The sequence below is a fragment of the Mucilaginibacter sp. McL0603 genome, from assembly GCF_049992945.1.
Taxonomy (GTDB): Bacteria; Bacteroidota; Bacteroidia; order Sphingobacteriales; family Sphingobacteriaceae; genus Mucilaginibacter.
The window spans coordinates 475,916-500,077 of sequence record NZ_CP188251.1 but is presented as its reverse complement, the minus strand read 5'-3'; the positions used below and the strand labels follow the sequence as shown (position 1 = coordinate 500,077).

Here is a 24,162-nt window from a genome sequence, read left to right as displayed (position 1 = left end):
ACAATCATTATTTCTCATATATTAAGGTAATGTTAACAAATAGTGAATTTAAAATTACTGACTATCGGCTGACAAATTGAAAATCGGCGCAAAACTTTAAGGAAATTAAGCGCCGATGTTCAAGGGAAGGATTACCAAACCAAATTATTAGGCCAGATTTTCCTTAATATATTTATAGCTCTGGGCCATGCTCACCAGCGGATCGCCGGGGGTTACGTCCTGCTCGTTAAAGAAATACTTCATACCTGCCTCTTTAGCGTGGGTGAAGATCTCTTTGAAAGGAATAACGCCATTGCCTACTTCGGTAAATTTCTGCTCGGGCGTGTTATCCATATCCTTTACGTGCCATAGCGGGAAACGGCCGGGGTATTTTTTAAACAGAGCTATCGGATCCTGTTTGGCTTTGTATACCCAGTAGATATCCATTTCCATTTTAACCAGGTCGGCATCGGTGCTGGTTAATAATACATCATATGGGAGTTTGCCTTCCTGGGGCACAAATTCGAAATTGTGGTTGTGGTAGCAAAGCTGGATGCCCCGGTTTCTGGCGATCTGGCCGGCTACATTCAGTTTTTCGGCGATGCTTTTATATTTGTCGAGGTTACCGCGTTCGGTATCGAATAAATACGCACAAACCATATATTTTAATCCGACGGCAGCAGCATCATCAACGGCTTTTTCCCAATCGTTGGTTATAGTGCCTTTTGCTTTCGCCATTGATTCGCCGAGTACATAGTGGGCACTTGGCATCTCCAAACCATTATCTCTCAAAACATTTTTGAACTGTGTGGCGGGCATGCCATAAAATAATTCGGTGCCGGTGTAAGTTGCCCCCTCTACGGTGTTGAAACCTATTTGGGCAACCTTTGTCAAAGTACCCAATGGGTCTTTTGCCATTGCATCACGCACGGTGTATAACTGCGTGCCTATCGGCCTCTTTTTGGCAAAGGCAAATAGTTTAGGGGCCATTAAAAGCCCGGTTGAAACCATCGCTGTGGTTTTTATGAATGAACGTCTGGTTGTCATAGCTAGTTTTTTATTGGTTTAACAGACTACTAAGTTAGGAATTTTTTATTATTGCGTTATAATGACACAATAAAATTACATCGCGTTGCAACTGAATGGGTTGGTGGGAGTTGCAAGTCTTAAGTCCAAGGTACTAAGTCGGGTAAAAAAGACTTTAGACTTAGAACTTCAGACTTAAAAGGGCATGATTTTTTCTGTACTCTATTGGCGACAGTCGGTTTTTGCTTTTAAAAGCATAGCTGAAATGATCGGGACTGTTAAAGCCTGAAAGGTGGCTTACCAATGTGATACTTTTATCGGTGTCTTTCAATAAATGTTCTGCATGCTGAAGACGAAAGTTAAGCAGGTACTGATAAGGGCTTGACCAGGTAAATTTTTTAAAAATGCGATTAAAATGATAGGCACTCATGCAGGCTTTTGCCGCTACCTGCTCCAGCGATAGATCTTCAATAAAATTCTCTTGTATAAACTCTTTGGTTTTTTCTATATGAGGGAGGTAGATCTGTTTGTGCCTTTGAGAAAGCGCACTAGTACCAAAAACCTGCCGGTCGTCAAAAAGACAACTGATTAGGTCCATTACCAAGGTGTCTATCAATAGGTTTTCAGCATTTCCGGAAGATAAATTTGCATACAACCTGTAATGTAAATATTCGCTTTCAGGAGTTGCATTTACCAGGATGGAATGTACGTCTGGATCGTTAAAGAACCCGTTCAGTTTGGTGCTAAATTGGTCCTGTAATACATTGTAAAACGAAGTATCTATTGAAATTACTGTGCATTCATCAGGTTGGGCCGGGTAGTGCCTTACCCGATGGGTAAAACCGGGTTTGTTGATCAGGAATTTGCCGGTATAACTTTCAAGGTCGTCATTAAATACCTCGAATAAGAAGCTTCCGCGACGGATATAACAAATGGAGAATTTTTGCTGGTATTCATGGGCAGACATGCCACACTCCCGGCATTGGCAAACAAAATTTTTGATCTCCAGTATCGACGATCTGTAAAGCGTAACAATGGAAGCCTGCATGATGATCTAAATTTACTCAAAAAATTATATCCTTATGGCAAAAAACTCTGTCTGCGTTGTCCATGTTGCTCCTCCATCGGGTGAGGCCTCTCCCAGCCAATAAAAAGATGCCGGAGTAATATCACTAAATGTCCATCTTAACAGGTTTCCTGCCTCATCTTTTCCATTCTGCACTATGTTACCATTCAACAGGGTGGCCTCTAATTCGTTTTGACGGCTATTTACCGGATTAAACCAAAATAACTTCCACTTTCCTGTCTTTTCATTGAAAAAACGAATAGTGGTGCCATAACGGTTAAGCACTCTGCTCATTCCTTCATATCGCTGGCTGCTTCCCGGATTTACCAAAACATCCTGTATAGCCCTGCCGTCAAGTGCCCATGTAAAATGCCATTCTCCGGTAGAAGTATGTTTGTCGCCATTAACATCATGATCAATAGTGGTTACTTTCCAGCTGCCGATCAGCGGGGCGTATACTCCGGCATGAATACCAAGATCAGGCGAAGGTTTTTCTGAAACTAATAGCGACACAAACGGTGTCACATTTAAAGGTGCTGTTTGATTTTCCATTACATTGAATTAAATAAATTATAAAACAATGATAGCTTACTGACAAGTAACAGACCTTAGAAATCTTGCTGTTTTTAATTTTGTGCCGGGCGTTGCCGGGGCAGTCTTGAGTACTAAGTCTAAAGTCCCAAGTCAGGTCAAACGACTTTAGACTTAGTACTTATGACCTAAATCTTACACCCATTTAATTAACAAACCAATTACTGCAGCAATGGCTATAATATAAGGCTCCTGCATTCTTTTTATATAGACTAAAGTCAAAATTGCGCCAACACCGATTATTATTGTTGGGAGATCAGTTATAGTACGCAGCCCAATAATAATTACTGAACCTACCAATGCCCCGATTACGGATGCGGTTATACCTTCTACAAAAGTTTTAATACTTGCATTTTTTGCGATCTTTTTAAAAGATGGAGCCAATGCAACCGTAAATAAATAACATGGCAAAAAAGTAGCTAAAGCAGCTATACATGCTCCGGGAAATCCTGCCACTAAGTAACCGATAAATCCAACCGTAATCACCACCGGGCCCGGGGTAATCATGGCTACAGCCACAGCATCTACAAATTGTTTTTCGTTAAGCCAGCCAAACTCTTTTACCACGCCGCCATGCAGGAAAGGGACAATAGCTAGTCCGCTGCCAAATACAAACGCACCGGCCTTAAGAAAAAACCATGCGATCTGCTGAAGGGTTTTATCATTGTAATTCCAAAAACCGACGTTCAACATAAGGGCGGCAGGTACAACTGCCGTCCTTTTGATCCATTTGGGCGGAGCCTTTATCAGCATATATAAAATGCCACAGGCAAGGAACAGTAAGACCTCTTCTTTTTCGGTAATTACAGTAATAACAATGCCTGTAACATAAAAAAGCCACAACAACCATTTTGATTTTATAGCAGCCGGTTCAAATTTACTGATTGATTTAATGGTCAGTTTATAAGAACTCATGATGATAATGCCGATCACGGCTGCACCTACACCGTAAAATACGGCCTGCATCCAGGCTAAGCCACCATACAATTGGTAGGCCATGCCTAAAACAACCACCATAATAAAAGATGGAATTACAAATGCCAGCCCTGCAAGTGTTGCGCCAATGAACCTGTAATGTACAAAGCCGATATAAATACCCAGTTGCGCCGCAAGCGGTCCCGGTGCCAGCTGTGCTAAGGCAAGCCCCTCTTTATATTCTTCTTCAGTCAGCCAGCCTTTATTTTCCACCAGGTCGCGGTGCATATAACCTACCAGCGCAACGGGGCCGCCAAAACCCCAGGTACCCAGTTTTAAATAGTATTTTACCAGGTCAGGTAATGAATAGGCAGGTTTCAGGCTGCTCAGTTGTTCTGCCATGTATGTTTTTCCTCCTGAACATATTTCGCCCAGCTATATAGGGCGTCATACACTTTCATTCCAAATGCCAGTTGCTCCTGGTCGTCTTTAAAATTATAAGATAGTCCGGCCGAAATCGCCCATAACCCAGCCGCTTGTTGCGCAAGGTCGAAGCGCGCGGTATCCGCTCCCCGGACTATCTCAGCTATCTGCAATACCGCAGGATCGGTCAATCCATGCTTTTTTATGATATAGTCGAATGTACAACGTTCTCCCTCATGGGTATATTCCGCTCCGGGAATATCATAAGGTATCGCATTGAGGATCTTTGCTTTTTCAAAAACTTCCTCTTTCGGAACATAAATAAATTCCGCTTCTGTATCCACAAAATTCCTGATCAGCCATGGGCAGGCTATGCGGTCGATTTTTGGGCGTTCCCGTGTTATCCATTTCATGATTTTCTTAGTTTTTACGTTCTATACAATGATAACTTTATTCCATGCCAGAAAATAGAACAGGTTTTACTGATAGTACCAATTTTACCTTTCGAGCTTTATTTTATCAATTTTCCTTAAAATGTAACCCGCCATACGAATTTGACTGCGCCATTGCTGATCATCGGTCTCAAATAATCTGCCTTTGTCAATGGATCATAACCATTATTCCAGACCAAATAAAAATCAGACCCGATCTTCGGTATCCAATGCAAATTAAAGTTGGAGAGGAACTGGTCTTCCTGCGAGTCGTATTGTGTCAGCAAAGACACATCAATTTTATTGGTGAAGGCATAGCGGATAGTGGACACCCATTGCCGTATCTGATCGTTAATGCCGCTATGTTGAATGGGATTCAAATTATATTGTTCCTTAAAGCTTAGGTGCTTATTGACATTAACCCCCAATAGAAAAGTCAGAGTTTGAATGTTGCCATCATACAGGGTTCCCCAATTATATAATACCTGGGAAAATATCCGTCTGCCGGCGAACGTGTTAAACTGAAATTCGTAATTATTCATGTGATATTTCCCAATGCCAATTTCAACTTTATTGGTTAAAGCAAAGGGAACGTCGACACGGTCATAGGACTGGTAAGTATTGAACTGAAATTCATCGCCCGTTTTAAAAAGCAGGCCAAATGGCCTTGTTTCATTATTGAAAGACTCCAGTTCGCCGGTGCTTTGTGTATGAAACAGCGCGAAATTCCAAGGCATTAATTCTATCTTCTTAATCCCGTACCGGCTAAACCACCGGGGCTCAACAACCAGGTGCCAGTTCAGGGCATTGTAATTATCCCGCGTTAAAAAACCTAACTGCGGATCAAAGTTTTGCTGTAAAGAAGAAATAGCGATAAAGTGATCGATCAGATCATTGGGATAATCCACAAATATCCGGTACGCAAGGGAGTTTGTTTTAGACTTGCCATTATCAAAAGATTCAGCAAAGGTAGCCGCGACCTCCAGGTTCTTATTTCTAAGGAAATGCGAAGTCAGGTAATGCCCATCGATACCAGCAACCAGGTTGTTACTCCTGGTGCTTATTTTTGAAGTAATGATAGCGCCGATGTAAGACTGTTCGCCAATATTAAATTTATATCTTAATACGGTATTGTTCACAGTAGGCACGGAATCCTTTGCAGCCGTTTGCAGCGAAAGAAAACCGATATTGCTTTTACCTGCCTCGCCAAAGAGCCTGACACCTCCAAGGATATCAACGGGTGAAAAATTTTCCAGGCCAATTTTTCGTGAATAAAAGGCGCTGTTATTGTTGCCAAGGTTAAACTCAAAATTACCTGCGCCCTCCAGGAAAAAATCCCTTTTCTCTGGATAATACAAATTGAAACGGGTTAAATTTACCTGTATAATATCCGCGCCGACCTGTGCGAAGTCGGTGTTGACCGTCAGGTTAAGTTTGAGTGCTGGGGTAATATTATAATTCAGGTCAGCGCCGACTTTCTTGACGAGGGTATATGGGGTGGTGTCTTTTTTAAAATCCCATCCTGCAAGTACATAAGGTTTAAATTCAAAACGCTGTGAATAACGGATGCCCTGCATCCCGGAAAGGGTGCCTGCCTGCGAGAAGTTTTCCAGGTTATTATTACGCGACCAGTTCTGCCACCGATCCTGCTCATTATTAGCGCTGATATCACGTTCAAAATTGATCGCCCATATTTGCCTGGGCGCATTTTTAAATTTCAGCGTATTATAAGGAATTTCAACCTCCGCAAACCATCCATCATCATTGATAGTAGTAGCGGCATCCCAAACCCCGTTCCAGTCGGCATTGGTATCATCATTTGCAGCTATTAACAGGTCGGCCCGTGCGCCGTTAGGGTTGATCACAAATTCATAGCCTGTCCTGCCGTCATTAAACGGGCTGATAACGATTTTAAAGTTATCCTCACCCGTAAAATCAAAGTCCCGCTGCAAAGATTTTGCTATGATCTTGTGGTGTGACTGGTAACACCATATGCCGATATACAAAGCTGTCGTTGTATAGACGACAGCTACTATGGTTTTCTCGGTCGCAGGCTGTCCAAAATCAGGGTCTCTTTGTATAAAACGGGAAACCGGAGTCGCCTGCTGCCACACAAGTTCATCCAATTTCCCGTCCAGTTTTATTTTTTCACCTAAATAGATTGCCGGAATGGTATCCGGTGAATTTACCTGTCCCAATAAACAAACCGGCCAGGTAAGTGCTGCTATTATAGGGAATAAAATTTTCACTACATCTTCATCCCGCCCATTGAATTCTTTTTACCCAGTTCATCCAATGCTGCCCTGAACCCTTTGGCGAGGTCCACTGCGGGACCTTTGCCTAAATAGTGCAGGAATATGATATGCGGGTCGTCACTCAGCATGTGACTATGAACAGCAACCACTTCTATATTGTGCTGACGCAGCGTTTTGATCACATTATTCACTTCACCAGGCAGCATGGCTATATCACCGGCTATCTGGGCATCATCCTGCTTTCCGGCAAAAGAGGCCCAGGTATTCAAACCGATATTCGTGGTCATTTCAACCCCCATCATCATTACCTTAAGGTCGCTGCGCCCGATGGTATATTTATAGGTAGGACCGTTTACCGTTCCGGTATATTTAACAATCGCATCAAGGGCCGGTATATCAAAATTTTCTTTGCCTGTAACTGCCGGTGGTGGACCAGCTGGGGGCTGATTTGCCGGAAAAACTTTACTGTCGCGGATCGTATCAGCATATCTTTTAGCAAGATCAGCAACAGTACCCATGCCATGGACGTGCACATAAAAAATCCGCGGCTCTTCATAAAAAAAGTGATTATGGATAGCGCCGATCTCCAGACCATTTGCCTGTGCCGCTGATATCAGGGGATTAACTTCTTCCTGCAGCAATACTGTATCCCCCATTACCATAGCTGATTTGCCGTCAACAGATTTTTTAAAGGAAACCCAGCCGCCAAAGCCAAACGGGATCGGGATCGGTTCGCCTTTAAGTTTAACCTTTAGATCATTGCGGGGCAAGGGGGTAGTGTGAACTGATTCTGCTTCCTTATAACTGCCTTTTTTACCAATAGCTGTTTCTATGGCTGTAATCTCATCGGGCGTAAGTGCAGGAGTTTTTCCTGCGATCAACGAAGCTGCCTGCAGTTTCTGTACGGGCAACAATAAAGCTGTTCCCAATACCGCAGTTGCCTGTAAAGCTTGCCTACGGGTGAATTTTTCTGTTTTCATATTTAAAGATTGATGTAATTTTCTAATTGGTATTCAAATTTATAAGTTAATTAACAGATATTAAGATAGTTCTAAATTAAACAGGCGCTTTAATTTGTGTTTCGTTCCAATTTACATTCAGGGTTTTACCTGAACTGTTGTGCCTTCTTTTAATTCTTCGTTGGCCTGGGCCACTACCTGGTCCCCGGATTTTAAGTCCCCGGCGATCTCTGTTTTCTCCTTATTGGTAAACCCTGTCTTTACATCGACCCATTTGGTTTTACCATTTTCTATTCTGATTACAAATTTGCGCTCCTGGGTGGTGACGACGGCTTTGAAAGGGACCATGAAACCGTCTTTAGGACGACTAACCGGCAATACAATCTGGGCAAACATACCGGGCTTCAGCAAACCTTTGGCATTCGGAAATGTAAATTCCCATGTTTCGCTTCTGGTCTGTGGATCGATAGCGTCCGATTTCCTTGCCAGTTTAGCTTTGAAAACCTGTCCCGGATTGGCAGAAACCGTAAAAGATGCCTCATTATCTTTTAATTTAGAAGCATTAAATGCTTCCGGCACGGCTACATCCACCCTTAAGGATGAATTATCCTCTACGCTGAATAACATGGTTTTCCCGGTATTGTCGACAAAATCACCCTTAAAAACATTCCTTGCAGTTACCACGCCATTAAACGGCGAACGGATAACCAGGTAATCTTCTATCGCTTTATTGGCCTGTGTCGCAGAGCGGGAAGCCTGGTAAACTGCGCTGTCAGTTTTCATTTGGTTCCGTGCGATATCCAGTTCATTGTCAGCGACTGCTCCTGGTACCTGGGCGGCTTTGACTAACCTTAAGTAAGTTGTCCTGCTGGTTTCATATTTGGCTTTCGCGCCCAGGCTGTTACTTTGACTCTGGGCCTGCGTGGCATTCAGCTCGGGTGCATCCAGGATGCACAAAACCTGTCCTTTTGTAACTTTTGAGCCGATATCCACTTTCACTTCCCGGACATATCCCGGTGTACGCGCATAAATATTGGCGCGGTCAAAAGGGATAATTTCTCCTGTTAAGTTGAGTTTATTGGAAACCGGCTCCGGTTTCAGGGTGATCAATTTAACAACCGGTTTTTCTGGTAAACCTTGCGGAACAGCCTTTTCTGCCTGGTTCCCCCCGCAGGCTGCCAGCAGGCAAACGGGTAATAAGAATATATATTTTATAGCTTTCATGATTGATTTTCGGTTAGAATATGATACTTGCCATGCGGATCATCCGGATCTAAGGAGATGACAGGTGCAGGACGGTTGCCGATGGACGACTGGTAGATTAATGGTAATAAGACTAAACTGGAAAACATAGAAAAGAGCAGACCACCAATTACGGCGGTTCCCAGCGGAGAAGTTTGGTCGCCCCCCTCACCCAATCCTAAGGCCATCGGGATCATGCCAGCGATCATCGCGAAGCTGGTCATGATGATCGGCCTTATCCGGTCTTTGATACCTATTAAAAAGGGTTCCTTTTGCTTTTCTTTTCTGTGTTTTTCTGCCTGTGTAACAAACAGGATCGCATTGGCAACAGCTACACCGATGGCCATGATACAACCCATATAAGATTGTATGTTCAGGGTTTTGCCGAATATCCAAAGCAGCAAGAAACTGCCCGCTATAATACCGGGGATAATGGATATGACAACTAAGGATAGCCTGAACGACTGAAAGTTTACAGCCAGCATCAGGAAAATCACCACGATTGCCAGCAAAATACCCTGCTGCAACTCCTGGAAGGTTTGGCCAAATACTTCCGCCTGTCCCGGCTGCTGTATTTTCATACCCTCCGGCAGCTTGCCTGTTCCGGCTATGATCTTATCAATATCATCGATGGCCGAGCCAAGCGCCTTACCCTGTAAGTTAGCCGTAATGGTGATAAACCGTTTTTGATTTAAGCGGTCATACTCCCCTTCAACATTACCCATTTTCCAGGTCGCCACATCACGCATATAAACCTGTCTTCCGGGTTTAGAACTCAGGAGAATATTGTCAACCTGTCCGGGATCATTCATGATATATTCCGGTATTTGTACCTGTACCTGGTAAGCCGTTCCTGCGGATTTATCCACCCAATAATTTGGCTGCGTAAAACGACTGGAAGAGGTGGCCGCAGCTAATGATTTACCGGCATCCTCCACGGTTAATCCCAATTGACCAAGCTTAACCCGGTCAAATTCAATTTTCATGCCGGGATAACTTTGCGGTGCGCTGTAAGCAATATCCCGGAGATAAGGCAAGGTCTTGAGACGTTCAACAAGTTTTTTTCCAAAGACCCTGTCCTGAGCCAGGTTTTTGCCCAGCACCTGTATTTGCACCGGCGTACCTGTGCCCTGGCTCATCACCTGGTCCACGAGGTCAGCGGGTTCAAAAGAGATATGAAGATCCGGCATTTGTTTAACGACTGCTTTGCGCAAGGTTTCTTTAAAATCATCCAGATGGATGCCTGAACCTTTAATGAAATTAACTTTCATTATCGCTTCTTCAGGGCCGCTCGACCATAAGTAAATGGCATTGATGGGATAAGTGGATGGCAACAGGCCAACATATGCAGACGATATTGCAATTTTGTTGCCCCCGGAAAGACTGTCGATCAGGTGAAGCAGCTGTTTGGTCTTTGTTTCCGTGCGCTCAATCCGGCTGCCTTCCGGCAATCTTAACCTGACCTGAAACTGCCCGGTATCTACTTTTGGAAACAACTCTTTTCCTAATGTAAAAAACATGAGCCCGGCCAAAACAACCGACAGTATGAGATAAACCGGGATAAAAATATTCCTTACCGGCGAAAGCCGGTGGATCAGTCTTTCGTGTCGTTCTTTAAAACGTGTCATGCGCTTTCCTTCTTTTGCGCCTTCGGCCAGATGGTCCTTAAAAAGCCAGTTGGCAATTACCGGCACAAATGATTGTGACAATAGAAAAGAAGCGATCATCGCAAAACCGACCGCCAGGGAAAGCGGTAAAAACATGGCTTTGGGGATTCCGGACATAAAGAATGCCGGAAAAAACACCGCCAGGATACAAAGCAGGATCAATAGTTTTGGCAGGGCTATTTCTTTGCACGCCTCCAGTATCGCCCTTCCCTTCATCTCTCCTTTTTCCTGGTGATGATGGATATTTTCTATGGTTACGGTAGCTTCGTCCACGAGGATGCCGATAGCCAGTGCCAAACCGCCCAAAGTCATGATATTGATCGTTTGACCAAATAATTTCAGGCAGATGACGGCCGAAAGCAAGGCAAGGGGAATGGTCAAAACAACAATGAGTGATCCCCGCCAATCGCGCAGGAATAACAATACCATCAGTCCGGTCAGCAAAGCGCCCAAAATACCTTCGGTCATCAAGCTTTTCAAGGAGTTGATCACGTAGCCTGACTGGTCAAATTCATAGCTTACTTTAATATCTGCAGGAATGGCGGCCTGCATATCCGGTAAAGCAGCTTTTACCTTTTGTACAACGTCCCAGGTGGAAGCATCCGCGCGTTTGGTAACCGGAATATACACCGAACGCTTGCCGTTGATCAATGCATATCCCGAGGTGACATCTGCTCCGTTATCTATCTGAGCAATGTCGTGCACGTATACTGCCGGCCCGCTGCCCGTTTTTAAAGGGATGTTCCCCAGGTCCTGTATATTATCGACCACTGTATTTTGGGGTGTGATCAGCATTTGATCGCCCACACGCAGGTTACCCGCCGGTACTATCGTGTTCCCTTTGGCAATTGCAGTTACCAGTTCATCAGGGCTTATCCCGTAGTCGCGCAGTTTATTGGGGTCGGCTTTGATCAATACAGTTCTTTGATTACCGCCGAAGGGCGGTGGTGCAGAGACACCCGGAAGCGTAGAGAACATAGGCCTTACTTTAAATAAAGCAAGATCTGAGACTTCGGCCAAAGATCGCGTTGGACTGCTGAAGACCAACTGACCGACCGGAACACTTCCGCCGTCAAAACGGGTAACAAATGGGGATACGGTGCCGGGCGGCATAAAGGCCCGTGCCCGGTTCACCAAGGAAACCACCTCACCGGTGGCCTGCCCCATATCCGTTCCCTCATAAAAATTTAGTTTCAATAAGGTAACGCCTTGTATGGTTTTACTTTCTACCGATTTGATGCCTGTTACATACAGAAAGTGATATTCATAATAAGACGTAACGAAACCCTCGATCTGCTCGGCAGACAGGCCGCCATACGTTTGCGCCACATAGATAGTGGGCGTGCCCAGCTTTGGGAATATATCTAAGGGCATGGTACGTATAGATACTACTGAAAAGAAAACGATAGCGATTACGGCAACAATAATGGTAACCGGTTTTCGTAAAGAGGCATATATAAATTGAATAATGTTCATTTGCCGTATTGATTTAAAAACAGGTTCAGGTTTCCGTAGTAAGCAGCTTTATTGAGCAGCGACTTCCAGGCGTTATAATAGGCGATCTTTACCGCGGCTTCTGATTGAAATAAGAGCTGCTGTGCCTGGATCACATCATAATAATTGATCAGGCCTGATTTGTACCTGGACTGGATAGCTTTATAGGAATATTCAGCCGAATAAAATTGCTGCGGTGCCAGCCGGGCCGATTCCAGTGCTTTTTGGAAGTTGGATGTTGCAATTTCTTTCTGCGAGTTCAGGTGCAATTCGGTTAGCTGCAACTGTTCACGGCTGGACGCTGTAATCAGTTCCTGCTGTTTCCATAATGGCTTCTGATGGAAGATTTCCAATACAGGAAAGGAAATTTGTGCCCCTACGCCGTAATTGTAGCGTTGAAACTGCCACCCGTCAGATGAATTCACCGAACCGTCAGCGCCGATACCCGACCCTCTGGCATAGCCAGTACTCCATAGTGTCAGCCGGGGCATGATGCTTTTCTTTAAGGATTTTAAAGCCAGTTCATTTGTCGCGACATCGGCCTTCCCTAATTGTATTTCCGGGTGATCGGCCAAAGAAGTATCAGCCAGGGTTAACACCGGAAGATTTTTGTAAAGTGCGGAATCTACTATTATACCCGCCGGTAAATTGCCACCGACTAATTCTTTGAGTGTAATCAGGGTCGAGTCCCGTTGTCTTTCAAATGCGATTAATTGTATCCGGGTAATAGTATATTCCGAATTAAAAGATGAAGAATCGGTACCGGGCCTTAAGCCGCTGGTCACCAGGGTTTCCGCCTGTTTAAGGTTAAAAGCAGAACGGTCAATATTGGACTGGTACACTTTGATCAGGTCATTAATTAATGTATAGTTTAACCAGGCATTGATCACATACACCTGCTGCTGAAATAACGACAGTTCTTCATCGGCCTTGCCAAATTGCAATTTTCCTTTGGCCAGCTCGACCTCTGAATTTCGCTGACCGAACGTAATGGGTTCCCATAGCAGGTTGAGCGCTGCGGCGCTGCCGGGCACACCGCTGTAATCGTTTCCTTTGCTAGGCGGCCCGCTGATTGGTATAATGTATTGCGGGTAGATCATACCGGTGATATTGTTCGCAGTAGCATAATCCACCTGGTAGGATGCATTGAGCGAAGGGATGATGCCGTTTTGTTTGTACTTGACCGCAGATTGCAGGGCCTGGATTTGCAGCTTTTTGGCCTTGATCAGGGGGTAATTTTGTTCCGCTGTTTTGAGCAAAGAATCGAGGTAACTTTTACCTTGTTGCGCAATTACTTGTTCCGGAAGTAAAAAACAAAGAAGTATCGCTGCAAGCAGGCCGATCTTCCTGAATGCAGATAAAATAGAATGTTTCATAGCTGGATGTCCAGTGTATTAATAAAGCTCAATGTTATAAAAGTTTGCAACCGTAAAATAGAACAGATTTTACTTGTAGTACAGAATTTACTTTTGGATATGCTTCTTTTTGAATTCGGAGGCTGTCATACCCATTTGCTTTTTAAAAATGCGGTTAAAATGGCTTTGGTCTGAAAATCCGGTCAGGTAGGCAATCTCCGTTAAGGCGTAATTGGTGGTCTCCATCAGGTGAACGGCTTTCTCGATCCTCATTTTACGGATATAGTCCCCAAAGGATAAATTCTCAAAGTACCTGGAAAACTCGCGCGACAAATAAGCCGGGTTAATTTCCAATTCCTGGGATACCTGCTGAAGACTCAGGCTCATATTGGTATCCACCTGGTCCTGGATCATTTCTTTAAGCTCCCTGGTCCATTCGGGCGCTTTTTTTGAATTTCCTTGTTTTAGGTATTTGTGATAAACTTCAAGCAGCATTTGCTCTACGGGGGCATCTTTGGTATGCTTTTGCTTATGTAAAAACTTAGCCCAGGTATAAAGCCCGTCATAAACTTTCATTCCTAATTCGAGTAGTTCATGATCATCAGGAATATTCTTCGATAGCCCCAAAAAAATGGCTGACAGGCCCGAAGCCTGTGGAGCGAAATCATGTCGGTCAGTATCAGCCCCCCGGACGATTGCCGCTACGCGGTCAAGGGCAACATCCTTGAGATGATGTTTCTTAATAAAATAATCAAAGGTGCAATGATCTTCATAGTGCGTGTATTCAACGCCCGGCAGGTCAAAAGGAACTGCATTCAATTCTTCAGCCTGTGCAATCACCTGGTCAAAAGGAACATAGATGATCTCGGCTTCAGGATCAATAAAGCGTTTGATCAGCCAGGGACAGGCGATGCGGTCAATTTTCGGATGTTCGCGGGTGATCCATTTCATAGGTAGTAAAGTTAACAGTACAGGAGGCTTGTTGAAAATACAGAAAGATAACGGAAACAAATCCTAAATTCGGTTATTCAAATCATCTATATGTACTACTATCGTTTAATACTGTCATTTGTTGCGCTGGGTTGCTTTACCAGTTGCCAGGCACAGGAAACCGGTAAAAAATTCCTTACACCGGAAAAGGAAATTGCTTTACCCAATGTTAAAGGGCGTATTGACCATATTGATATAAACGTTAAAGACCAGATAGCCTATGTTGCAGCTTTAGGTAATAACACACTGGAGATAGTCGATCTTAAAGCCGGGAAAGTAACCGGTACCATTAACGGATTGGATGAGCCGCAAGGTGTAGCGTACATTGATAAACACAAAGAAATATTTGTAGCAAACGGCGGCACAGGCGAATGCGGCTTTTATGATGCAATCACTCTGAAAAAAACAGGGAGTTTAAAATTGGATGATGATGCCGATGACGTTCGTTATGATATCGAGGCCGACCTTATATATGTAGGTTATGGAAGCGGCGGTATCGCTATTATCAACGGACAAAACCATAAACAGGTTGGTGATATCAAACTCCCTGCACATCCTGAATCTTTTCAGTTAGATGCAAAAGCAAACCGGTTATGGGTAAACCTGCCGGGTTCGGGGATGGTTGGCGTAATAGATCCGAAGCAACAAAAGCTAATTGCCAAATGGTCAAAATTATTTCCACGATCAAACTTTCCAATGGCTTATGACGAACAGCAACACCGCATTATAGTGGGTTACCGTTTACCTGCAAAGCTGGTAGTTTACAATAGCGAAACGGGTGCAACAATTTTTAGCGCTCCTATGGTGAGTGATGTGGATGATCTGTATTGGGACAAAAGCAGCAAAGAGATTTTTATCAGTGGCGGCGGAGGTGCTGTTAATGTTTTTAAGCAGATCAGTGATACAGCCTATCAGCAAACAGGAAATGTGAAAACGCGGAGCGGTGCGAGAACTTCTTTATTAGTTCCTGAACTTAATTTATTACTTATTGCTGCGAGGGCAGATGGCGATCAAAAAGCTGCTTTGTTAGTTTATAAAATAAGTAGGTAGGTGGCATGTTGGCGACTCTTATTAAACTCCGCCCATTCAAGCGCGTCGTGGCTTGAACAGGCGGAGAGGGTATAAAGTTTGTTATTGGGTGATGGTAACGGTGCCCATGTCCTGTACGGCGCCCGTAGTTACCGTTACATTGCTGACTGTCTTGGTCAGATAGGGGCTCACCGGTACAAAATTGACAGTGTATGTGCCGGCAGCAAGGCCTGGGAAATAAAATTTACCCGTAGCGTCTGTGGTAGTGCCAACAGTATCTGTTCCTACGATTGCATACACTTTAGGAGATGAAGCGGCAGGAGTAACCAAGCCTGTCAAAGCGCCTGACGCCGCCACCGGAATAGCGCGAATCACAGGTTTTAAGTTGTATTTGCCATTCCCGGTCAACACGATAGACTGGGCGGCATCAAAATCGAGTCGCAGGGTATAGTCAATACCTGCAACTAATTGATCATGAACATTTAGTTTAACACCAGAGGTCTGTCCGCTCGGTGTAGTCAGGTTATACGTTGTTCCATTTACCACAACCTGGTTACCCGAATCATTCAGCACTAAACGAATCTGTTGTATCTTTCCTGCGGGGATATCCTGTGCCGCCAGCAAAGTATCTTTTCCAAGCCTGAAATTTAGGATATTAATGGGCCCTCCGCCTACAGCGATCGTTTGCTCACCTTTATCGGTAACCACTACGACACTTTTGACACTTAAAATAACTGCATCATAAGCTCCCGGCGCATCGGTCATTTTAACAGAAACGTGGGTTGAACCTGTACTGGAATTATCTTTGTTACACGAAGCAATCGCAAAACAAAAAATGAGGGCAAATAATAGGGAGTAAATTTTCATAAGCATTCGTTAAATAATTAGTATTGGTTAAATAATTATAGTTATACGCAGTTGTAACGGAAAAGTTATAAGATTATTTTGATGCGCATTTTTCAAATAATGAGCATTTGTGTTTTGGTATTTGGCCTGTTATCAAGCGCGAAAGGCGAACCAACGCCTCATCTGGCGCGACTATACAGTTACCCACCTGTTCAAGTGACACGCCGTAGCCGTTAACTTAAGAGGATATATTGTTTTTCACTTGCTCCTTAGGAGCAAGATATTGGTAGAAAATAAAAAATTAAAGGTATAGTGTGCCGTCAGGTACGCAACAACGCTGGGTTCCGTACCTGAAGGCACGGATTTTTTGGCTTTCTGTGTCTACCAATATTTGGCCCTTACAGGGCCGGTTCTTAGGTTAACGTTTATTGCAACACGATTGAACAGACGGACAATAGATGGCAATTAATTTTATTGCTTAATCCTTTTAATATCCAGCTCAAATATTTTTGATTGCAATTCCCTTCTTGCCTTTGATAAATTGCTTTTTGAGCTTCCCGGACTGATCCTGAGTTTCACAGAGATCTCATTGTGAGAATAACCTTCGATGGCATAAAGATTGAACACAATCCTGTAGACTGTAGGAAGGGTTTGGATTATAGTGAGAAGGTCTTCATGCATTATCTTATTTTCAGGCAGCTCATTGGATAATAGATATTCAGCAACGTCAAGATCATCCTGAAGCGTCAACTTTAAATTTTTCCGGTAATAATCAATTGCTTTATTGACCATGATGTTTTTTAGCCATACAGCAAAAAGCATGTCCTTCCGGTATTTTTTTAGGTTTAAAAAGACATTAAGAAAACCCTGATTAATAATTTCAGAAGCATCGTTTCTGTTTCCTGCATATCGCAGGCAAACGTTAAATGCCATACCATAGAATGCTTTATACAATTCCTTTTGATCTGACCTGTTACCATTCAGGCATCCCTCTATCAAAATATCTAATACTGTGTCTTTCATTGTCTCCACACTTTTAGGTCAATGATCATTATCGTTAAACTCCAACTGATAATGATTACTTTCCACCGTTACCAGACCATTATATTTATTTCGAACTGCAAAAAGGAGGTGTTAAATCAGGAAGTATAATAAGGGAAAACCTTTTCCCATTGTATCTAACATATTGCTGACATCTAATCAAATACTAATTATATGTCAGCGAGCGCCATATTGTGAATAAATTAACCCCACTCTGACCAGACGCTTAAATTGTTAGTGTTCAAGGATACGCTTGAACAGGCGGGAAGTTTTTTCCTTTTTCATCGCCTTAAATCAATAACTCAAACATATGATGTTATATTTAAACATCATATGTTTGAGTGAAAAAAATCGAAGGTCTTTACAGTAACATGACATTGTTGGTGTATGTTATGGAGATGCTAAAACCTTCAGCAGTAATAGGTACAAACAAACATGGTGCCATCAAAAAATGTGAGAGTTAACCAGATTATTCAATTACATAACTGTTTATTGCATCTTCTAATAAGGTTTTCCCGGCTACCTGCTCTTGCCCTGTTTTCTCAAAAATGATATGTTCTTTGTTAAAACCCTCGTTCATTTCTGCCATTAGTTGTGATGCGGCACTGGTAAACCCGAACGACTCATAGGAGGTTGCATACCGTTCAGCCGGGATAACTTCGGCCTTTACAGGCCTGTTCAAACGATAAGATAATATATAAGCCACATCATTGGCCGAATAGCTGCAAGGGCCAGAAAGTTCAAGAATACGGTGCCCTTCCCAATTTTCTTGCAATAGATCAGCTGCCAGTTTACCGATGTCAACAGCGGAAACCATGGGTATTGACAAATCCAGCGGATTTAAAAAGCTTGGCAGCCTGCCGCTGTCTTTTGCATAGGCAATGTTGCCCTGGAAGTTTTCCATAAACCAGGCCGCACGGATACTTGCCGTGGGTATATCCAACGTCTTAAACGTCTGTTCCATATCATAAAGCTTTCTGATAGCCCCTGTGCCGTTTTCCAGGTGCGCTCCAACTGAAGAGAGATAAACAACTTTTTGAGGTTTTGCCTTTTTGATTGCAGTAACCAATGCGTCAAGCATCCGGTTGTGATCGCCCAGGGGATCGTTAGAATCAAACAGTGGCGGTGTCATAACAAACACACCGGATGTATCTTTAAAAGCATTTTCGAGGCTCACTGCATCGTGCAATTCGGCAATTGCTACTTCAGTACCCTTATTTTTCCATTCCCCGCCTTTCACGGGATTGCGCAAAACGGCCCTTACAGGCAGGTTTTTTTCAAGCAATAGCTTAGCTGCCACACGGCCTACATGGCCGGTGATTCCAGTAATCGCATACATAATATGAGAATTTAAAAATGAATAACGGGGGCGGATTGGTTTATACCAATACCGCGCCTCCGTCAGTAACTAAAGATTGCCCGGTAGTGTAGGGCTGTTTCATCAGGTAGACAAATGCCTGTGCGATGTCTTCGGCTTCACCTACTCTTTTTAGCAGAAGCGTACTTGCCAGGTGATTATAGAACCCGTTACGATCTTCGTCACTCAGGTTATTCCATAAGTTGGTTTTGATAACTCCTGCAGCAATGTTGTTGACCCTGATTGGGGCAAGTTCCACAGCCATCGCCCGTGTAAAAGCATCCATTGCACCGCAAATGGTAGATCCAAGACTATATCCCGCACTTGGACGCTGGCCAAAGTTGCCGCTCATCAGCGTTATGGAACCACCTTCGTTTATATGGGCCTTGCCATATTTGATAGCTGCAAATGCACCCCAAAAACGGATGGTGAAAAAATCCTTACCGTTTTCGATATCCGTATCGCCTACCATGCTCATGGTAATGTTTTCACCGGCTGTATACACCAGGTGGTCAAAATTGCCAACTTGTTCAAAGAAACTTTTGATACTTTTTTCCTTGCTCAGATCTACTGCAAAACCACTGCTGCCTTCGGGCAGTTCGCGTAAGGCGCTGTCGATCCTGCTTTGGTTACTGGACACAATTATAATATTTGCGCCCTCGTTTCCTGCTGCTTTTGCTGCTGCCAGGCCCAGGCCTGAACTACCGCCCAGAACGATAACTTTTTTACCGGACAGGTCGCTTGTTTTTAGTTTATTTTCCATGATATTTTTTAATTAATTTGATTACTCAAAGTTCCGGAACTATTTAAAATTCACATTTACCAATTGGTAAAAACGATCAGGACTTTATTGTAATTTATTTCCGTCAGGAAATTTAATGCCCGAAATTCTTTCGCAAGCGGCCAAAAAACCTTCCTGGATGGTTGCATTACCGGCGGCAGGATGATATTCCCTTCGCTTTTGATGATAAAAATATTTTCCACTTACCAATGCTTTCTCATCGTTGCTTACGGCTAACCATACCTGTGTTTTCGGGGCGTCCGCTAAACTATCCGGTGCGCCGGGGCCTCCCATTTTGGTCGCTACCCATCCGGGTTCCAACGCGTTAGAATAGATGTGCGGAAAATGCCTTGCTACCGCAAACGCCAATAATACATCGTGTAATTTAGTATCTGAATACGCCTGATAACCGCTCCATCTCCTACTATCCCAGGTTAGATCATCCAGTGATGGGTTGCCTTCCCTGTGCAATCCTGAGCTTAAATAAATCAACCGCTCAGGCAATTGAATTAAGCTTGTTAAAATATAAGGAGCAAGGCTGTTAATAGCAAATAGCGGCGGTAAGCCGTCGATTGAATTGCCCCTGCGTGGTTCCTGATAACCTATACCCGCATTGTGAATGATGGCGTCAAAGTGACCCAATTTGTTTACTTTTTCTGCCAGTTCAATGGTTTCTTTAATACTGGACAGATCCCCGGAAACGGCCGTTTCAGCTCCCGGTGCTTCGGACATCGCTTCTTCTGCACGTTGGTCATTACGTGCGTGTAATACCACATGGTGCCCGGCGGCGATCAATAATTTGGAAGCCATCAGGCCAAGGCCGTCTGCTGCTCCTGTGACGAATATACGTGACATTGTTCCTCCTTTATTTATAGTACAAATGTCGGACTATAAATTCCCCTGGCGTTTAACAAATGGTAAAAATGTATTGATGAAGTTCTAAGTCCAAAGTCTCAAGCAGGTTGAAAGGATTTATGAATCTCGACTCCGGACTTAAGACTTATCTGGGCGTTGCAGGGTTCGTGTGCAATAATTTTGCTGCAACAGAAATGCCTGCATTTCCGCTGCCTACAATTAGTATCTGATAATGGTTTTCATGTTTTCATGGTTTTGCCATTGATATTTAACACGGACGTTGCATTACGCAATAATTTTATATTCATAAAAGTTTAAATTTGATACAGGTAAAGATGACTGGTTTCATCTGTAAGCCCAGGAAGTTCACCCTTTAGTAACCTGTTCACCATTAGGTAACCATGGACAATAAAAAATACACGCATTGCGGCCTGAATGTGGCACTGACAATACTTTCAGGGAAGTGGAAGCCACTTATTCTGTATCATCTTTTCCAGCATCCGGAAATGCGCTTTACGGAGTTATGGCGCATTATTCCCAAGGTGGCTAAGAAGGTTTTACTCGATCAGCTGAAACAACTGGAAAACGACGAATTGATTATCAGGGAAGAGAAGTCAGGCTTTCCGCCTGAAGTATCCTACAGAGTTTCAGAAAAAGGCAGGGCACTGGGGCCTGCTTTTGTAGTGCTGGAAACATGGGCTAATGAGTATGCGACCGAAAAAGTGGAAGTTTTTGAAAAAACTGCGCGGAATAAAAGTGGCCGGCTATAGCTGTAAGGCCTAAATTATTTACCAATAAGCTTTTGCGGTAAATAATTAAAATATATGAAAAGATAGGATTTAGCCCGATAGATGCGGATCTTACTTATATGACCTGCATTGATGATCAGAACATCAACAACGGCATTTAACAAAAAAGCTATCAACAAATACGTAATAATACCCTTGCAGGTATGGAGTTTGGATTGGTTCATCTCATAAATAAAATAGCTATCCGATGATTAAATCGGATAGCATCAGGGCTGAAAATTGATTTTACGCCTTAAAGTGCTGCGTATTAAGGCGTCAGAACAAGAGGCTACTTCACCTCTGCCCCGTGAGACGCGACCTGCTTCCACCCGTCGCCCGTTTTGACGAAAGTGTCGGTGGCGATGATGGTGTGGGCGCGATGTTGGCCCATGATCATAATATCATAGGTATCCTTGTAGGTTGCTACGGCCGCGTTGCCGTAAACCCGCACCTTGAGTTCGGAAAGCTTCTCGCTGTTTGTCTTAAAGCTCTTTGAGTCGGCCATTAGGCCTACGATTTGGGTTTTAGTGTAAAACGTTCCATCGCTATCGCCCCGGGTCCAATCGTCAGCCAGGAACTTCTGGTAAAAGGCTGCGTCTCCGGCCAAATCGGCTTTGACAGCATCATTTTCCAAATTGGAGATGGCCGTTACGACGTCAGCGTCGGCCCGGGTTTGCGCTTGGGTCGCAACTGGCTCTGCGAGCAGGGCGATTACGCAAGCTGAAATCCAAAAAGTAGTCTTAAAAAGAGTATTCATAAAAGTTAAATTTGATACCGGCAAAGATGGCTGGTTTCATCTGATAGCCCAAGAAGTTCACCCTTTAGTAACCTGTTCACCATTAGGTAACCATGGACAGTAAAAATATACGCATTGCGGCCTGAATGTGGCACTGACAATGCTTTTAGGGACATGGACGCCACTTATTCTGTATCAATAATATATATTTATTAATATTATTTGTTTGCTGAATTTATATTGTATAGATTCGATTATAATTCGTAATGTACTCATATTCAGAAGATAATTAAGTAAGGCTATGCAATGCCTCTTCCTGAAAATAATATATATTATCTTATCACAAACGAATAGTTAAGAAATTTAATAAGCTTGACGTTTGAAACCTCAACTATTAAGGTGAAATCGCCATCCGGATAAATTACACCTGTCTATAAATTAATAATTATTATAAGGCGCGTTTATAAAATAACCCAATAATATATTTTATCAACTTACATTTCCATTCATAATTAAAGCATTAAAAAAATGAAAAAGAGAATTCTGTCCGCAGCAGTGCCATTCATCTTATGTTTTATCGCACTTGTCTTTAATTGCAGCACCACGGTGCATGCACAAGGTATAACGGTTTATCAATACCGGCGTGTCGATCCGGCTAAAATGGACGAATTTCTTAAGCGGGAAACTACCTATTGGAGCAAAGTGGCTCAAAAAGCGATAGATGGCGGAAAAATGACCTTTTGGGCGGTGCTGGCAAAAGTAGGTGGTGCAGACGAGTTAAACTCGCCCAACGTTTTATTTGTCAATACGTTCCCCGACATGGATGTAGATTTAAGTAGTGTTTTTGATGCTGCAAAGGTATTTCCAGATGTTCCGATGTCAAAAATGGACACTTATGGCATGAGTACGGTGATTAGTGAATATTACCTTCAAGCTCAGGGATGGCAGGAAGTGGCAAAGGTTAATGGGGATAAGGATTTTAAATATATCAAAATGAATTATCACAATTCAACCGATCCTGGATCTTTCAACGCTATCGAAATTCGTAATTGGGGGCCATTTATCAAAGCCGCTATGGATAAAAATCAAACAGTGCAAAAAGCCTGGGGAAATGCTATTGTATTATCTCCAACCGGCGGTTCAATGAAATTTAATTGTTTGTCATACGATCTTTACCCTACTTTACAGTCGGCTTTGTTAGAAAAATGGAGCCCGGATACAAAATTCCCCACTACAGGACTTGATTCATTGCAAAAAATAGCTGTGGGTCCGCCTATGACATTTATATACCAGATCGTAAAAACGGCAACTAAGAAGTAATTTTTTAGGCAATAAAAACATCAGCGACAAGGCCCTCTATCACCAGAGGGCCTTTTTTGCGATTAAGAATACCCCCGCCTGTCGAGGCGTGTCGCCTGACACTAACAGTTTAAGCGTTCCGCTTAAATTAATAAATTATTTTGAAGGGCTTTCGTATCAATTAATCGTTATGTTTTTGAATTTATAATAATCGGGCAAGTTATTAAATGTCTGTTTTACAAGGACAAGGGGTTTGCTTTTGTCTATTATGGTAACCTTATAGCATTTGTAAAACGACGCATGACTTAACCCTTTGCCAGTAAAGTCCGGACTCGTTTCGCTTGATGATCCCCAGTTTTCTATTTTGGCATTTTCTATATCTTCGGATTTTAACCCGGCCTCTTTTTCATCATCATTGACTTCTGCAGACATGCTGATGGTGTTACTATCCTTCTGTGTAATACGGTTGTGCGTTGGTATCCGTTGATCAATCATTATATATACAGTCGTATCATCAATAGGCACTTTTCTTATCCAAATGCCCTTATTGACATTCGGCAAAGAATCAGCGACTATAAATTTGATAATGTCAGTTTTATAAGTATTGCCATTAAAATTAAAGGTTAAAGGCCCAATCTCGTTTGGTCCAACTTTTAATGCCTCTATTTGCACGCTGAAGGATGTTTCTTGCCCGGTCAAAGCTATGTACGAATTTATTTTGAATTTGCCAGGAGCAAGATTAAATATCTGTTTACTTATTGTATCAGAACTAAAGGATAAATAAAAGCTTTGGCCCAATCTGGGCTGTGGAAGAGATAGGTGCAGCTCAAGAGTTTGTGAGTAACAACTGATCGAAAAAAATAAGGCAATGAAAAGAAAGGTAGGTTTCATTATATTGTTATAAGTTGGTTCAGGAATTTTTCAAAGCCATTTAAAACACTAATATAAAGATAAAAGGTTATATCTTTTTCAGCTTGTGATTGATGATGTCATCATCCAGCAGTTCACCAAACACTCAAATAAATTTTATTTCCCCT

General features: G+C 43.0%; 21 protein-coding genes. 3 read left to right on the top strand and 18 right to left on the bottom strand.

Annotation, left to right across the window (positions count from 1 at the left end; genetic code table 11):
• Positions 1 to 147: 147 nt before the first annotated feature.
• The 11 genes from ACPPVU_RS02420 to ACPPVU_RS02370 all read right to left on the bottom strand — a co-directional run bounded on the left by ACPPVU_RS02420 (position 148) and on the right by ACPPVU_RS02370 (position 14,354).
• Entirely contained in the window at positions 148 to 1,026 is an 879-nt protein-coding gene (locus tag ACPPVU_RS02420; RefSeq protein ID WP_426670101.1) for a sugar phosphate isomerase/epimerase family protein, read from the bottom strand.
• Positions 1,027 to 1,186: 160 nt separating this feature from the next.
• Complete coding sequence (locus tag ACPPVU_RS02415; protein ID WP_426670100.1) at positions 1,187 to 2,053, bottom strand: helix-turn-helix domain-containing protein; 867 nt, start codon at positions 2,051 to 2,053, stop codon at positions 1,187 to 1,189.
• A 24-nt stretch (positions 2,054 to 2,077) separates the two neighbouring features.
• A complete protein-coding gene (locus ACPPVU_RS02410; protein WP_426670099.1) occupies positions 2,078 to 2,623 on the bottom strand; it encodes a hypothetical protein in 546 nt (181 codons plus the stop codon).
• Positions 2,624 to 2,797: 174 nt separating this feature from the next.
• Positions 2,798 to 3,979: a chromate transporter gene (locus ACPPVU_RS02405; protein WP_426670098.1), complete on the bottom strand. Its 1,182-nt coding sequence runs from the start codon at positions 3,977 to 3,979 to the stop codon at positions 2,798 to 2,800.
• On the bottom strand, positions 3,964 to 4,413 hold the full coding sequence (locus ACPPVU_RS02400; protein ID WP_426670097.1) for a chromate resistance protein ChrB domain-containing protein: 450 nt from the start codon (positions 4,411 to 4,413) through the stop codon (positions 3,964 to 3,966). Before ACPPVU_RS02400 ends, ACPPVU_RS02405 begins: the two co-directional genes overlap by 16 nt.
• Before the next feature lie 116 nt (positions 4,414 to 4,529).
• On the bottom strand, positions 4,530 to 6,680 hold the full coding sequence (locus tag ACPPVU_RS02395; RefSeq protein WP_426670096.1) for a DUF5916 domain-containing protein: 2,151 nt from the start codon (positions 6,678 to 6,680) through the stop codon (positions 4,530 to 4,532).
• Entirely contained in the window at positions 6,680 to 7,666 is a 987-nt protein-coding gene (locus ACPPVU_RS02390) for a DUF1259 domain-containing protein (protein ID WP_426670095.1), read from the bottom strand. The genes ACPPVU_RS02395 and ACPPVU_RS02390 overlap by 1 nt, the downstream gene beginning before the upstream one ends.
• A gap of 117 nt (positions 7,667 to 7,783) precedes the next feature.
• On the bottom strand, positions 7,784 to 8,869 hold the full coding sequence (locus tag ACPPVU_RS02385; protein WP_426670094.1) for an efflux RND transporter periplasmic adaptor subunit: 1,086 nt from the start codon (positions 8,867 to 8,869) through the stop codon (positions 7,784 to 7,786).
• Complete coding sequence (locus ACPPVU_RS02380; protein WP_426670093.1) at positions 8,866 to 12,030, bottom strand: efflux RND transporter permease subunit; 3,165 nt, start codon at positions 12,028 to 12,030, stop codon at positions 8,866 to 8,868. The genes ACPPVU_RS02385 and ACPPVU_RS02380 overlap by 4 nt, the downstream gene beginning before the upstream one ends.
• The gene (locus ACPPVU_RS02375; protein WP_426670092.1) at positions 12,027 to 13,424 is read right to left on the bottom strand and encodes a TolC family protein; all 1,398 of its coding nucleotides are present in this window, start codon (positions 13,422 to 13,424) and stop codon (positions 12,027 to 12,029) included. The genes ACPPVU_RS02380 and ACPPVU_RS02375 overlap by 4 nt, the downstream gene beginning before the upstream one ends.
• A gap of 87 nt (positions 13,425 to 13,511) precedes the next feature.
• Entirely contained in the window at positions 13,512 to 14,354 is an 843-nt protein-coding gene (locus tag ACPPVU_RS02370) for a chromate resistance protein ChrB domain-containing protein (protein ID WP_426670091.1), read from the bottom strand.
• 90 nt (positions 14,355 to 14,444) lie between these two features.
• Between ACPPVU_RS02370 and ACPPVU_RS02365 the strand changes: the two genes are divergently transcribed.
• Positions 14,445 to 15,443, top strand: coding sequence for a YncE family protein (locus ACPPVU_RS02365; protein WP_426670090.1), 999 nt, complete (start codon positions 14,445 to 14,447; stop codon positions 15,441 to 15,443).
• Positions 15,444 to 15,524: 81 nt separating this feature from the next.
• Here ACPPVU_RS02365 and ACPPVU_RS02360 read toward each other — a convergent pair whose 3' ends face one another.
• The 5 genes from ACPPVU_RS02360 to ACPPVU_RS02340 all read right to left on the bottom strand — a co-directional run bounded on the left by ACPPVU_RS02360 (position 15,525) and on the right by ACPPVU_RS02340 (position 20,302).
• Positions 15,525 to 16,289: a DUF4382 domain-containing protein gene (locus ACPPVU_RS02360; RefSeq protein ID WP_426670089.1), complete on the bottom strand. Its 765-nt coding sequence runs from the start codon at positions 16,287 to 16,289 to the stop codon at positions 15,525 to 15,527.
• Positions 16,290 to 16,739: 450 nt separating this feature from the next.
• Complete coding sequence (locus ACPPVU_RS02355) at positions 16,740 to 17,291, bottom strand: RNA polymerase sigma factor (protein WP_426670088.1); 552 nt, start codon at positions 17,289 to 17,291, stop codon at positions 16,740 to 16,742.
• 487 nt (positions 17,292 to 17,778) lie between these two features.
• On the bottom strand, positions 17,779 to 18,648 hold the full coding sequence (locus ACPPVU_RS02350; protein ID WP_426670087.1) for an NmrA family NAD(P)-binding protein: 870 nt from the start codon (positions 18,646 to 18,648) through the stop codon (positions 17,779 to 17,781).
• Positions 18,649 to 18,688: 40 nt separating this feature from the next.
• Positions 18,689 to 19,429 (bottom strand): SDR family oxidoreductase, encoded by a 741-nt coding sequence (locus tag ACPPVU_RS02345; protein WP_426670086.1) that lies wholly within the window; start codon positions 19,427 to 19,429, stop codon positions 18,689 to 18,691.
• A gap of 84 nt (positions 19,430 to 19,513) precedes the next feature.
• A complete protein-coding gene (locus ACPPVU_RS02340; RefSeq protein ID WP_426670085.1) occupies positions 19,514 to 20,302 on the bottom strand; it encodes an SDR family NAD(P)-dependent oxidoreductase in 789 nt (262 codons plus the stop codon).
• Between the two features lie 401 nt (positions 20,303 to 20,703).
• Here ACPPVU_RS02340 and ACPPVU_RS02335 point away from each other — a divergent pair, with 401 nt between their 5' ends.
• Positions 20,704 to 21,072 (top strand): winged helix-turn-helix transcriptional regulator, encoded by a 369-nt coding sequence (locus ACPPVU_RS02335; RefSeq protein WP_426670084.1) that lies wholly within the window; start codon positions 20,704 to 20,706, stop codon positions 21,070 to 21,072.
• 307 nt (positions 21,073 to 21,379) lie between these two features.
• Here the strand turns inward: ACPPVU_RS02335 and ACPPVU_RS02330 are convergent, their stop codons facing one another.
• Entirely contained in the window at positions 21,380 to 21,847 is a 468-nt protein-coding gene (locus tag ACPPVU_RS02330; RefSeq protein WP_426670083.1) for a nuclear transport factor 2 family protein, read from the bottom strand.
• Between the two features lie 507 nt (positions 21,848 to 22,354).
• On the opposite strand from ACPPVU_RS02330, the gene ACPPVU_RS02325 reads away from it, so the two are divergent.
• Positions 22,355 to 23,146, top strand: a complete 792-nt coding sequence (locus ACPPVU_RS02325; protein WP_426670082.1) for a hypothetical protein — start codon at positions 22,355 to 22,357, stop codon at positions 23,144 to 23,146.
• Between the two features lie 156 nt (positions 23,147 to 23,302).
• Here the strand turns inward: ACPPVU_RS02325 and ACPPVU_RS02320 are convergent, their stop codons facing one another.
• Positions 23,303 to 24,016, bottom strand: a complete 714-nt coding sequence (locus ACPPVU_RS02320) for a hypothetical protein (protein WP_426670081.1) — start codon at positions 24,014 to 24,016, stop codon at positions 23,303 to 23,305.
• Between the last annotated feature and the right edge of the window lie 146 nt (positions 24,017 to 24,162).

Excerpts from the sequence above, each read along its gene's own strand:
- ACPPVU_RS02380 (WP_426670093.1), bottom strand. The coding sequence starts at position 12,030 with ATGAACATTATTCAATTTATATATGCCTCTTTACGAAAACCGGTTACC.
- ACPPVU_RS02410 (WP_426670099.1), bottom strand. The coding sequence starts at position 2,623 with ATGGAAAATCAAACAGCACCTTTAAATGTGACACCGTTTGTGTCGCTA.
- ACPPVU_RS02365 (WP_426670090.1), top strand. The coding sequence starts at position 14,445 with ATGTACTACTATCGTTTAATACTGTCATTTGTTGCGCTGGGTTGCTTT.
- ACPPVU_RS02350 (WP_426670087.1), bottom strand. The coding sequence starts at position 18,648 with ATGTATGCGATTACTGGAATCACCGGCCATGTAGGCCGTGTGGCAGCT.
- ACPPVU_RS02355 (WP_426670088.1), bottom strand. The coding sequence starts at position 17,291 with ATGAAAGACACAGTATTAGATATTTTGATAGAGGGATGCCTGAATGGT.
- ACPPVU_RS02330 (WP_426670083.1), bottom strand. The coding sequence starts at position 21,847 with ATGAATACTCTTTTTAAGACTACTTTTTGGATTTCAGCTTGCGTAATC.
- ACPPVU_RS02345 (WP_426670086.1), bottom strand. The coding sequence starts at position 19,429 with ATGGAAAATAAACTAAAAACAAGCGACCTGTCCGGTAAAAAAGTTATC.
- ACPPVU_RS02375 (WP_426670092.1), bottom strand. The coding sequence starts at position 13,424 with ATGAAACATTCTATTTTATCTGCATTCAGGAAGATCGGCCTGCTTGCA.
- ACPPVU_RS02370 (WP_426670091.1), bottom strand. The coding sequence starts at position 14,354 with ATGAAATGGATCACCCGCGAACATCCGAAAATTGACCGCATCGCCTGT.
- ACPPVU_RS02385 (WP_426670094.1), bottom strand. The coding sequence starts at position 8,869 with ATGAAAGCTATAAAATATATATTCTTATTACCCGTTTGCCTGCTGGCA.
- ACPPVU_RS02335 (WP_426670084.1), top strand. The coding sequence starts at position 20,704 with ATGGACAATAAAAAATACACGCATTGCGGCCTGAATGTGGCACTGACA.
- ACPPVU_RS02340 (WP_426670085.1), bottom strand. The coding sequence starts at position 20,302 with ATGTCACGTATATTCGTCACAGGAGCAGCAGACGGCCTTGGCCTGATG.
- ACPPVU_RS02420 (WP_426670101.1), bottom strand. The coding sequence starts at position 1,026 with ATGACAACCAGACGTTCATTCATAAAAACCACAGCGATGGTTTCAACC.
- ACPPVU_RS02405 (WP_426670098.1), bottom strand. The coding sequence starts at position 3,979 with ATGGCAGAACAACTGAGCAGCCTGAAACCTGCCTATTCATTACCTGAC.
- ACPPVU_RS02400 (WP_426670097.1), bottom strand. The coding sequence starts at position 4,413 with ATGAAATGGATAACACGGGAACGCCCAAAAATCGACCGCATAGCCTGC.
- ACPPVU_RS02415 (WP_426670100.1), bottom strand. The coding sequence starts at position 2,053 with ATGCAGGCTTCCATTGTTACGCTTTACAGATCGTCGATACTGGAGATC.
- ACPPVU_RS02325 (WP_426670082.1), top strand. The coding sequence starts at position 22,355 with ATGAAAAAGAGAATTCTGTCCGCAGCAGTGCCATTCATCTTATGTTTT.
- ACPPVU_RS02360 (WP_426670089.1), bottom strand. The coding sequence starts at position 16,289 with ATGAAAATTTACTCCCTATTATTTGCCCTCATTTTTTGTTTTGCGATT.
- ACPPVU_RS02390 (WP_426670095.1), bottom strand. The coding sequence starts at position 7,666 with ATGAAAACAGAAAAATTCACCCGTAGGCAAGCTTTACAGGCAACTGCG.
- ACPPVU_RS02320 (WP_426670081.1), bottom strand. The coding sequence starts at position 24,016 with ATGAAACCTACCTTTCTTTTCATTGCCTTATTTTTTTCGATCAGTTGT.